Annotated in this window: 7 protein-coding genes and 2 pseudogenes; 2 read left to right on the forward strand and 7 right to left on the reverse strand. The window is 34.0% G+C overall.

All coding sequences use genetic code 11. From position 1 onward, the window contains the following. Nucleotides 1-349: 349 nt before the first annotated feature. Both ABLV95_RS11055 and ABLV95_RS11060 read left to right on the forward strand, forming a co-directional pair. Nucleotides 350-1939, forward strand: a complete 1590-nt coding sequence (locus ABLV95_RS11055; protein ID WP_460872079.1) for an L-lactate permease — start codon at nucleotides 350-352, stop codon at nucleotides 1937-1939. 236 nt (nucleotides 1940-2175) lie between these two features. Continuing rightward, a complete protein-coding gene (locus tag ABLV95_RS11060; protein WP_460875695.1) occupies nucleotides 2176-2835 on the forward strand; it encodes a hypothetical protein in 660 nt (219 codons plus the stop codon). 72 nt (nucleotides 2836-2907) lie between these two features. Here ABLV95_RS11060 and ssuE read toward each other — a convergent pair whose 3' ends face one another. The 7 genes and pseudogenes from ssuE to rocD form a co-directional block, all read right to left on the reverse strand. Then, nucleotides 2908-3447 (reverse strand): NADPH-dependent FMN reductase, encoded by a 540-nt coding sequence (ssuE, locus tag ABLV95_RS11065; protein WP_277581968.1) that lies wholly within the window; start codon nucleotides 3445-3447, stop codon nucleotides 2908-2910. A 114-nt stretch (nucleotides 3448-3561) separates the two neighbouring features. Next, nucleotides 3562-4971, reverse strand: a complete 1410-nt coding sequence (locus ABLV95_RS11070) for an LLM class flavin-dependent oxidoreductase (RefSeq protein WP_460875697.1) — start codon at nucleotides 4969-4971, stop codon at nucleotides 3562-3564. Between the two features lie 128 nt (nucleotides 4972-5099). Beyond that, on the reverse strand, nucleotides 5100-6809 hold the full coding sequence (gene acsA / locus ABLV95_RS11075) for an acetate--CoA ligase (RefSeq protein WP_460875699.1): 1710 nt from the start codon (nucleotides 6807-6809) through the stop codon (nucleotides 5100-5102). 537 nt (nucleotides 6810-7346) lie between these two features. After that, nucleotides 7347-8109 (reverse strand): annotated as a pseudogene (argB, locus tag ABLV95_RS11080) (acetylglutamate kinase). 12 nt (nucleotides 8110-8121) lie between these two features. Next, nucleotides 8122-9360: a bifunctional glutamate N-acetyltransferase/amino-acid acetyltransferase ArgJ gene (argJ, locus tag ABLV95_RS11085; protein ID WP_069833115.1), complete on the reverse strand. Its 1239-nt coding sequence runs from the start codon at nucleotides 9358-9360 to the stop codon at nucleotides 8122-8124. Between the two features lie 22 nt (nucleotides 9361-9382). Further along, nucleotides 9383-10414 carry an N-acetyl-gamma-glutamyl-phosphate reductase gene (gene argC, locus ABLV95_RS11090; RefSeq protein WP_460872086.1) on the reverse strand — a complete coding sequence of 344 codons (1032 nt, stop codon included), beginning with the start codon at nucleotides 10412-10414 and terminating at the stop codon, nucleotides 9383-9385. Nucleotides 10415-10461: 47 nt separating this feature from the next. Continuing rightward, nucleotides 10462-11650 (reverse strand): annotated as a pseudogene (rocD, locus tag ABLV95_RS11095) (ornithine--oxo-acid transaminase). Nucleotides 11651-12069: the final 419 nt, after the last annotated feature.

Genomic DNA, 12069 nt, shown 5'->3' on the forward strand with positions numbered 1-12069 from the left:
AGTGATAAAAATAAATTTTAATTGCTGCCTTTCATATTTCATCGTATAGAAAACGCTTTCATATATTGTCTTTATATTATTGTATTTTTTCTAATAATGCAAATTTATTTTCGTTTTCTTTCGTTTTCTTTCGATTAATGATTATTTTTAGATACTTTTGATATAATCAGCACTTCTATAGCACTTTATTAATTCTACATAGCTATTTTTTTGATACGTTTAATAATTTATTTAAGTTATATATTAATTACAGAAGATTGATTTTTATTTTGAAAACGTTTACAATAATTATGATTTAATCATCATATGACTAGATGATATTAATTTTGTAAGTTAGGGGTTAAAATATATGCTGTTATTAATTGCTTTAAGTGCAGTAATTGTACCGTTTATCTTTTTAGTGCTACTTCGTATGTCAGCTTTAAAAGGTATGATAATCAGTGCAATTGTTGTTACATTATTGGGAATATTTGTTTGGGGTATGAAAGGTAATGTTATAATTGCCTCATTATTACAAGGTACACATAAAACGTTTACGATTCTATATATCTTATTCGGTGCACTTGTACTACTTAATACATTACGACAAACAGGAGCTGTAGATCGTATTAACGCAGGTTTTGAAAAAATATCTGGGGATATGCGTGTTCAAGTCATTATCGTGGCATTCTTATTTGGGTCACTCATTGAAGGCGCATCAGGTTTTGGTACTCCTGCTATGGTGACAGCACCATTAATGGTAGCTTTAGGTTTTAGACCAATGGTCGCTGTGGCTACTGCATTAATTGCAGATAGTGTTGCCGTATCATTCGGTGCGGTTGGCACACCTGTCATAGTTGGACTTAGTACATTGCAAGATGCTGACAGTGGATTTTTCCAATCAACAGCTGAACGCATTGCTACATTAGATTTATTAAGCGGTATTTTTATACCAATTATTTTAATCATTACTATGGTTGTCTTCTTTGGTAAGAAAAATAAAATGAAATCTATACTTGAAATGATACCATGGCTCGCTTTAATCGGTATTGTTTACGCGGTTTCAGCATTTGCTTATGCATTTTTATTTGGTCCGGAGTTCGTAGCAATATTAGGTTCGTTGACTGGACTTGTTGTAGCAGTTGTAACTGCAAGCAAAGGTTGGCTATTACCTAAGACTGAGTGGAAAGACGCATTAGATGAATCTGCAGAAGTGCAAAAATCAGAAGAATCAATGAGTTTACTTACTGCTTGGGCACCATATTTAATGGTAGTTGTCTTATTATTACTTACTAGAACAGTACCATTTATTAAAGAATTCACAACAAGTGTTTTAGATTTAACTTGGACTAACATTATGAATTTTGAAAGTATTTCATCAGATTGGGAAGTATTGTATTCACCAGGAACCATCTTATTACTATCCGCAATATTTGCTATCATTATTCAGAAAAAACCATTTAAGGATATGGCTGAAGCTAGTGTAGAATCCTTAAAAACGATTAAAATAACTGGTATTACACTTATTGCGACACTCGCAATGGTTCACGTATTCATTAACTCTGGTATTAATGCTAATGACTTAATTAGTATGCCTGAATATATAGCTAATGCTATGTCCGAATATTTAGGCCCAGTTTGGTTATTTGTTGCTCCGTTCTTAGGTGCTTTAGGTTCCTTTATTACAGGAAGCGCAACAGTATCAACACTTACATTCTCACCAATTCAAATGAACATCGCAAACGCAATTGGTGCTGATTCATTTACTGTATTAGTCGCACAAGTTATTGGTGGCGCTGCAGGTAATATGATTTGTGTTCATAATGTTGTTGCAGTGTGTGCCGTGGTAAATATGCCGGGTGAAGAAGGTGGCGTAATTAGAAAAACACTAGCGCCTGCCCTCATATATTGTGCACTCGCAGGTATTAGTGCATATATCTTCACACTGTTTTTCTTCTAATTTAGTTGAAACTTAATAAATAAATAAAACAGACTAAGTGCTTTGATTAGCATTTAGTCTGTTTTATTTATTTATTAATACTACAAAACACCTGGGATATTCAATAGATTAAAGTGTATTTTTACTTTATAACTTCGTTATATTATCATACTCCTTAATATTTTGATAAAGTACAATTAACTTATTAATTAAATTTATTTGCCAAACTAAACAATGGATTGGATGGGGATCTACAAATGAAATTTAAAAACGTTACGTTATTAACCTCTGAGTTGGAAGAAACTTTGCAGTTTTACGAAGAAACATTAGAATGTCCTGTTCAAGTTCTTGATCACGATTCTTTTATTGTTCAAATTGGGGAAACTCAATTAAATTTTCAAAAATCCGAAGAAATCAATCAACCGTTTTACCACTTTGCAATAGATATTCCTTACAATCATTTTTACGATATGAAACAACACTATCAAAATATTTTATTTTTATTGATGGAAGATGGCCAACATACAACTTATTTTGAATCTTTCGTTGCACATTCAGTTTATTTTAATGATCCTTCAGGTAATATTGTCGAACTCATTGCAAGAGTATCTAATATGACGGATGAACCTGAATTTTCAAGAATTAGTGAAGTTGGATTTGTCTGTAATGAGCCGGATGATGTGTATCAAGCTTTAACCAATCACCATCTTACAACACATGAAGGGCATTCATTTTCTCCAGAAGCTTTAAATTTTATGTGTGATTCAGAGGATGAGAGTTATATTTTGTTAACACCTGAAAATAAAAAATGGATTTTTTCCGATAAAGCATCTACTGCATTTCCGATAGCTATTGAAACACAAGACTTCAAATTAACTTATGATGACAAACATCAATGGTCTTTAGTATCTTTATAAATTTATACATAAAAAAGGATGGGTGCGTGACATAAATAATGTCTCGCTTCCATCCTTTTTATATTCAACATATTATTCTCTGACTTGTGATTTGTCACTGACAAACTTTTTTAATGTTTTATCTAATCCATCTTTGGCTTCTTGATCATAATCATAAGTGCCGTCTTCATTTGAAGTGATGTGTTTATCTAATATAAATCTGCCTTTGTGAATTGTGTCTGCACCTAGTTCTTTAATCACTGGATCCAAACTATATTGAATTGCTAATACATGCGCAAAGGTTCCGCCTAATGCTAATGGCAATACTGTCTTACCTGTGAAAGCGCCTCTTGGCAATAAATCTAAATACGTTTTAACAATACCTGAATAAGCTGCTTTAAATACAGGAGATACGATAATGATACCATCTGCGTTTTCTATTTTTTGATGCGTTTCATTAATAGATGCATTAGAAAAATCCGCTGTAATCAACGCTTCTGCGTCTAATTGATGAACATGTACAACATCTGTATCAATACCTTCATCTTCTAGATATTTTTCAGCATACTCGACAATACCTGTTAAACGAGATTGTAATTTATTTCCACCTGCAATGATTGCTACACTTGCCATCTTTAATGTCCTCCTTTATTTATTCAAACTGCTTATACTTTCTCAGACACCTGACAGGATCTCAATTTTTAAAAACTAAACATTTTATTGTTATGCATGTTGTTTCTATTGAATTTAAATTTCTGCTGTACTATAACTATATTGCTTATTAAATTGCGGTTTATATTGTGATCCTGGATGCGTAGATCTTAAATACTTTTCACCTTTACCGAATAAATTTTCTCTAAGAGTTGTATTTTCTTCATCATAATCTTTACGATAAACGCCACGTTCTTGTAATATTGGAACCACTTTTTCTATGAAATCTTCATATGAATTTGGTATCGTTCCATACGCAATATTAAACCCATCTACATCAGCAACTTCAACCCAGTGCTCTATTTCATCAGCAATTTGCGTAGGTGTGCCGACAAAGCGAACTGAGCCAATACCTAAGCCATGATGCTTAATAGCTTCTTTCAACGTCCATTTACGTGTTGGATCTTTCGCATAAATATCTAACAAGCTTTGAATCGCATCTGTTTCAATATCTTCTAAATATTGATCTGGGTCAAATTGAGAAAAGTCTATGCCTGTGTGTCCACTTAATAAAGCGACAGTTCCTTCATAAGTGATATGTTCGATTAACTCTTGATGTAATTGTTCTGCTTCTTCTACCGTATCACCAATAACGGGAACAATCATAGTAAACACCTTTAAATCTTCTTTATTTCTGCCTTGTTGTGTTGCTCTAGAACGAATGTCATTTACATCATTAGCTAGGCCTTGAAGTGAGTGATTCACGACAAAGATTGCTTCTGCATGTTTACCTGCAAAGTTACGTCCTTTATCCGAAGCTCCTGCTTGAAATAATACTGGTGTACGCTGTGGAGATGGCTCTACAATATGTGGCCCAGGGACATTAAAGAAACGCCCACTGTGATTAATTAAATGTACTTTATCTGGATCTGCATACGTGTTGGTTGCTTTATCTTTTACAACGGCGTCATCTTCCCAACTACTTTCCCACAATTTATATGTTACATCTAAAAATTCGTCTGCACGATCGTATCTTGTTTCTTTAGGCATACGTTCTGTTAATCCTAAATTTTCCGCTTCACTTCCTAAATAAGATGTCACAACGTTCCAACCAATTCGGCCATGTGTTAAATGATCTAATGTAGAAAATTTTCTCGCAATATCATATGGTTGAAAATAAGTCGTAGATACAGTTGGTGCAAATCCTACGTGTTCTGTTGCTTGCGCCATAGCAGATATCACTAATAATGGATCATGATCTGGAACTTGTACGGCATGTTGTACAGCTGTTTTATAATCATTGCCATATTCACTATACGTTCCTAATACATCAGCGATAAATAGTGAATCGAACTTCCCTTTTTCAAAAAGCTTTGCAAGCTTCACCCAATAATCGATGGTGCCATGTTGTGCGCCTTCATGTTTGTCATGTTTCCAAAGACCAATTGCATGTGGTGTTGGTGAGTTCTGAATAAAGCCATTAAAATGTATTTGTTTTTTTCCCATTGTATTACCTCCTATGAGTTTAAGTCACGCTTATGCTTATATTTCATGGTTGTGATTTTATTTTTTCATTTATTTTGTAAAATATTTTTATATTAATCAGATAAATTTAATCGGATATTAGTTGAAAATTATTTTTCAATCGTACTTAAATCTCCAGTCGGCAAATCTAATTCCCAAGCTTTTAAGACACGACGCATAATTTTACCAAAACTTGTTTTCGGTAATTTATCCATAAAATCAATTTCTCTTGGTGCGGCATGTGCGGCTAAACCAGTCTTAACAAATTGTCTTATTTCAACTTTAAGTTCATCCGTTTTTTCTACGCCTTCACGCAATGTGACATATGCTTTGATAATTTCACCTCTTACGTCATCAGGGATACCAATAACTCCTGCCTCTGCAATCGCTGGATGTTCTACAAGTTTAGACTCAACTTCAAACGGGCCTACTCTTTCGCCTGATGTCATAATCACATCATCTACTCTACTTTTGAAGAAAAAGTAATTGTCTTCATCTCGATATGCTGAATCTCCAGAAATATACCAACCATTCACAAAATATGAATTGAATTTTTCTTCATTTTTCCATATTTTCCTCATCATGGAAGGCCATCCTGCTTTTAACGCTAAATTACCTAATGTATTCGGAGGTAATTCATTACCTTCGTCATCGACAATACTTGCTGTAATACCTGGTAATGGTTTACCCATAGAACCCAATTTAATAGTCTGACTTGGATAATTCACAATCATTAATCCACCGGTTTCTGTCATCCACCAAGTATCTAGTATACGTCTGCCATATACTTCATTGCCCCAACGAATCACTTCTGGGTTTAAAGGTTCACCGACTGACAAAATACTTCTTAAAGTTGATAAATCATATTGCTTAGTGAATGTCTCACCTTTACTCATCAACATACGTAATGCTGTAGGTGCGGTATACCATAATGTAACTTTATATTTTTCTATCATTTCATACCATAATTCTGGAGAGAATCTTCCACCTATGACACAATTTGTTACGCCGTGAAGCCAAGGACTGAATATGCCGTAGGACGATCCTGTTACCCAAGTTGGATCTCCAGTACACCAATAAATATCATCTTCTTGTAAATCTAATACATATTTTCCTGTAATGTAATGCACAATCATCGCATCCTGTGCATGTAAGACGCCTTTAGGTTGGCCAGTTGACCCAGACGTGTAATGCAATACAAGTGGGTCTTCACGATTTAGCCATTCAATGTCGAAACTATCACTCGCATGCTTGAACGCTGTATGAAAATCAATATGTTCTGGTGATACATTGTCACCCACAACTATAATAGTTTCTAAGTCTGGTAATTTTGAGTAAGGCACACGGGGTAATAAATCTTCTGTTGTAACTAAGACTTTAGCATCCGCATTGCTTAAACGTTCTTCTACTGCTTGATCCATAAATGCTTCGAATAATGGACCACATATTGCTCCAGTTTTTAAAATACCTAAAAATGAAAAATACAGTTCTGGCATTCTAGGCATATACACAAACACTCTATCGCCTTTTTCTACGTTAGCTTCTGTCTTTAATAGATTCGCTACTTTATTTGAAGCTAGCTTTAATTCTTCGAAAGTAAAAGATGCTTCTTGTGCACTGTCTTTATAATTCAAGGCAATTTTTTGCCCTTTACCGTTATCTACGTGACGGTCTATACATTCATATGCCATATTTACTTTTCCTGTTTCATACCAAGAAAATGCTTTTTCCGCTTCTTTCCAATCAAAGTTATTATATGTATGTTCATAATCTTGAAGATTAAAGTTTCCTTTTTCACCTTTTAAAATTTCAGTTGTCATGTGTATGCCTCCTATAAAGATTTAAAAATCATTATAGATGGAACTTTCTGAATATTCAACCTATTATTTAATAATTCCGAGATATTTAGTATGATTTAAATCTTTGAAACCTAGAGCCACATATCTTAGCAGTTTTACAAATAATTTTAAACTTTTTCAATTGTCCTACAATTTCATTTTAAATTATTATAACTTAAATGATATTTATTATTCATTTGATTATGATAGCTTTGGTGTGAGAATTGATAAGAAAAATAATTATCACGCTAGCTTAAATTTTATAATTGACGAGGATAAATATGGTATTAACACCTCAAGGGATATAGAGGTCTTTTGAGAAGATATTTGAGACTCATGGATGTATTTGGTTTATTTAGGGAAACTGAGGATAATAGGCGATTATATAGCATTGTAATGAATGATTGAACTTGTATTTTTAAAAATTGCAGTGATTTGAGGTGATTCCCAAGCTAAAAAAGACTAACTATTTATTGTTAATAAATAGTTAGCCTTTTTTTAAATATATGATTGGTCGTACTATTGTTGGATGGTTGTACCAACGTTTTGACCACTTTGTAATTTCTTAATAATATGTGATTCATTACCTGCGAGCAATGACTACTTTTTCACAGCCTGATTCAATCGCTTGAATCGCATCTTGAACTTTAGGAATCATACCACCATATATTGACGCTTGATCAATATAGTGATTGATACGTTCAGCATTCAGTGTAGCTTGCACTTTTTCATCAATGATGACGCCAGGAATATCACTTAATAGATAAATTGGCGCCTGTAAAAATTGTGCGATTTTATATGCTAATGTATCTGCATTAATGTTATACAATTGCCCTGTACTTCTATGTTGACCTATAGATGCAATGACTGGTACAAATTGTTCTGTTAACGAAGCAAGTACAGAAGTATCGACATCTGTAGGTTCACCGACATAACCATATTTATCGTCTAATGGGATGACATCAAATAATTTTGCATCTACGCCATTTATACCAATACTTTGAATATCTGATTTATTAATTTTGCTAACAAGCGTTGGATTCACTGATCCAATTAATGTCTGACTTGTCACTGCAAGTACTTCACGCGTTGTTACTCTCAAACCATCTTTAAATTGTGTAGACACGCCTTGTTGCTCCAAAGCTTCATTAATAAAAGGTCCACCGCCGTGTACAATAATGGGTTTAAATCCTTGTTGTCTTAAAAGTGCAATGTCTTCTATTGTTGAATCATGTAGATTTGTCAGAGTGTCGCCACCTATTTTAATTACAATATAGCTCATTGGTCACACTCCTTAGGTTCTATATGAAGCATTGATACGTACATATTCATATGATAGGTCACAACCATATGCCGAAGCTGCGCCTTCACCATTACCGACTGATGCTTCAATATAAATGTTATCTGCTTCTAATTGTTTTTTTAAATGTAACTCATCAAATTCAACTGACATGCCTTCTTCAACAACAGGCACATTACATAAAGAAACATTCGTCTGACTTGGTTCTATGTCTTCAGAAGCATAGCCCATTGCTGTAACGATTCTTCCAAAGTTGGCATCTTCGCCATGAATTGCTGTTTTCACAAGGCTTGATGATACAATACTTTTAGCAATTTTTCTTGCTTCTGCAACATCATTTGCACCTTTAACTTTAGCCGTAACTAATTTCGTTGCACCTTCACCATCTTTAGCTATTGATTTAGCAAGATACTGACTCACGAAATTTAATGCATATTCAAACTTTTCCCAATCAGGGTGTAACGTATCGAGTTTATTATGGTTCGCTTGTCCATTTGCTAAGCCAAGCACCATATCGTTTGTACTAGAATCTCCATCAACTGTAATCATATTAAAAGAGTTATCAATCGTTTGTTTCAAACAATTGTCTAGCGTGTCCGCATCAATTTTGGCATCTGTCGTAATAAATGACAGCATTGTTGCCATATTCGGATGAATCATGCCTGAACCTTTAGCTGTTCCTCCAATTGTTACAGTTATATCATCAATTTCAACTTGCACAGATAAATGTTTAGTAAATGTATCCGTTGTTAAAATCGCTTGATTGAAAAACTCGCTTTGATTATATTGTTCTTTTAAGACATTTTGTGTACCATGTTGTATCTTATCCATAGGTAAAAACGATCCTATAACGCCCGTAGATGCAACGCCTACGCTCTCTTTGGATAAATTCAAATGCTCTGCTACCCATGCTTGAGTGTCTTTGGCATCTTGAATACCTTTTTCACCAGTACATGAATTAGCATTTGCTGAATTCACTACAATGGCTTGTAACGATTGATTATTTTTAATCGTTTCTTCAGTAACTTTTAACGGCGCTGCTTTAAAACGGTTCAGTGTATAAGTACCTGCTGCTGCAGCTGCTGTCGTAGAGTATATCCATCCAAAGTCTTTTTTCTTTCTTCTTAATCCAACATGCATGCCTCCGGCTATAAAACCTAATGGAGAACTTACATCACCTTGTAAATCTATTTTCAATTGGTTGAGTGTATCTAACGTTTCAATATCTTTCATCCCATCTCACCTTTCTTTTATATTACGGATATACAGGTAGTTGTATTAACCCTGTTGCTTCATTTAATCCATACATTAAGTTTAAATTTTGTATCGCTTGGCCACTTGCACCTTTGACTAAGTTATCAATAACAGAGACAATCACTGCTGTTTGTGTTTCTTCGTCAACATACATACCAATATCACAGTAATTACTACCATATACTTCTTTAGTTTTAGGGTAATTACCTAAATCTCTAATGCGTACAAAGGGTTTACTATCATAATATTGCTTGAAAGTTGCATGTAAATCTTCGCTAGTAGTTTGCTTGTTTAACTTCACATATATCGTAGAAAGTATGCCACGTGTCATTGGTACTAAATGTGGGGTAAATACTACTTTGATATCTTCATCTGCTAAATGCGAGATATACTGTTCTATTTCAGGCTTATGCTTATGTTTACCAATCGCATAAGCACTCAAGTTCTCATTCATTTCAGCGTAATGGACGTGTTGTGCCAGTGACCTTCCAGCCCCTGAAACACCTGTTTTGGCATCTATAATAATTGAGTCTTGTTGAATTATTTTTTGATCTATTAACGGATGTAACGCTAATAATGTAGCAGTAGGAAAACAACCTGGATTAGCTACAAGTTGTGTATTGTTTTGATCTACTTCAGACCATTCTGCAATACTATAATTTGCATCATCTAATTGTTGTTGTGTCGCAGTCGCTTCACCATAAAACTGTTGATAGACATCTCTATTAGTTAATCTGAAATCACCTGATAAATCGATGACTTTTATATTTTTCTCTACCAAATCAGGCGCTATATGTTTACTTACATTTGAAGGTGTAGCAAAGAACATCACATCACAGTCAACTGTTTCAGTGTCTAAAGCCTCGTAGCGATGCGTTAAATGAGTTAAGTGAGGAAATGTTTCTTTTATTGGTTCATCCGCTTTAGAATGTGAAAAGATATATTTAATTTTTACATCTGGATGGTGCTGTAATAATCGAATTAATTCGACCGCACCATAACCACTTCCTCCTACTATCCCAACTTCTATCATGACGTTCATTCCTTTCTGAATATTCGAACTTTTTTAAGTGTTATGCGTTACTTTTTTTCTAAAACTTCTGTTATTACTTTTATAACTTTATCAATGTCTTCATCTTCAATAACAAGTGGTGGTGCAAGTCTAATAATATTTCCTTGTGTTTCTTTACATAGCACACCTTGTTCAATCATCTCTTGACAATAAGATTGTGCTTGGTTCAGTTAATTCAATGCCGATAAATAATCCTCTGCCTCTCACATCTTTTATGATGTTGCTGTCTATCAGCTGTAAATGGTTAAGTAATTTTTGTCCTTGTTCAGCAGAACGTTCGATTAAGTTTTCATCAATTAACACATCTAATGCCGCCATTGATACTGCACATGCAAGTGGATTACCTCCAAATGTCGAACCATGTGTGCCAGGTGTAAGTACTTTCATCACGTCATCATTAGCTAACACTGCTGAGATCGGATAAAGACCACCACCAAGTGACTTACCTAATAAGTAGATATCTGGTTCTACACCTTCCCATTCCATTGCAAACATCTTACCTGTTCTACCAAGACCAACTTGTATTTCATCTGCAATAAATAGAACGTTATGTTCATCACATAAGTTTCGAACCTCTTGGATGAAATAATCTGGCGGTACGTTGACGCCACCTTCACCTTGGATTGGCTCAAGTACAATTGCTGTTGTATTTTCGTTAATGAGTGATTTCAAGCGAGTGATATCTCCGAAATCCATATATTGCATATTATCTAGCAAAGGTCCAAAACCTTTTTTATAACTTTCTTGCGAAGATAGCGATAAGGCACCTAGTGTACGACCATGGAAATTACCATTCATTGCAATAATTTCGCCTTGGTTTTCCGCTATACCTTTAACATCAGATCCCCATTTACGTGCAATCTTAATTGCCGTTTCAATGGCTTCAGTGCCTGTATTCATAGGCAACACTTTTTCCTTATTGGCAAGGGAACATATTTTCTCTTCCCATTTGCCTAAATTGTCGCTATATAATGCACGTGACACCATAGTTATTTTTTCGCTTTGCTCTTGAAATGCTTTTATAATTTTCGGATGACAATGCCCTTGATTGACGACTGAAAAACCTGAAATACAATCAATGTAGCTATTATCTTCAACATCCCAAACTTTAGCACCTAGACCTTTCGTTAAAGCCAGTTTAAGTGGGCTATAATTGTTCGAACTGTATTGATCTGTTAGTGCAAATAAATCATTCATCGAAACCCTCATCCCTTTTCTATAAATATTCTAAATTTTGAATTAATATCCATAAATCATACACGTAATTTTACAATTAGTCAAAGACTAATTAAAATAATAATTAAATAAACGATTGTTTTAAAGCCTTTTTACAAATTATATACAGATTTAACATTTCTTTAAATACTGCGATGTCAAACTACAGAATGTATATATGTTGTATGACTTGGTGCCTGTTGGCTTGTAAAAAATTTGTTATGTAATTATTTCATGGTAGTACCGCTCTATTATTTTCATAAAAAGGCAAACTAAGTTTACTTTTCACTTAGTTTGCTTAATATTAATTATCACTATCTAAGATTTTTCATTTACTATTTTAGAATTATGTTTTTTACGTAAATTTTAGCTTTAATCTTTATTGATTTGCTTAGTACATT

The organism is Staphylococcus sp. Mo2-1 (genome assembly GCF_046721385.1).
GTDB classification, from domain to species: domain Bacteria; phylum Bacillota; class Bacilli; order Staphylococcales; family Staphylococcaceae; genus Staphylococcus; species Staphylococcus equorum_A.

Excerpts from the sequence above, each read along its gene's own strand:
- ABLV95_RS11055 (WP_460872079.1), top strand. The coding sequence starts at position 350 with ATGCTGTTATTAATTGCTTTAAGTGCAGTAATTGTACCGTTTATCTTT.
- ABLV95_RS11060 (WP_460875695.1), top strand. The coding sequence starts at position 2,176 with ATGAAATTTAAAAACGTTACGTTATTAACCTCTGAGTTGGAAGAAACT.
- ssuE (WP_277581968.1), bottom strand. The coding sequence starts at position 3,447 with ATGGCAAGTGTAGCAATCATTGCAGGTGGAAATAAATTACAATCTCGT.
- ABLV95_RS11070 (WP_460875697.1), bottom strand. The coding sequence starts at position 4,971 with ATGGGAAAAAAACAAATACATTTTAATGGCTTTATTCAGAACTCACCA.
- acsA (WP_460875699.1), bottom strand. The coding sequence starts at position 6,809 with ATGACAACTGAAATTTTAAAAGGTGAAAAAGGAAACTTTAATCTTCAA.
- argJ (WP_069833115.1), bottom strand. The coding sequence starts at position 9,360 with ATGAAAGATATTGAAACGTTAGATACACTCAACCAATTGAAAATAGAT.
- argC (WP_460872086.1), bottom strand. The coding sequence starts at position 10,414 with ATGATAGAAGTTGGGATAGTAGGAGGAAGTGGTTATGGTGCGGTCGAA.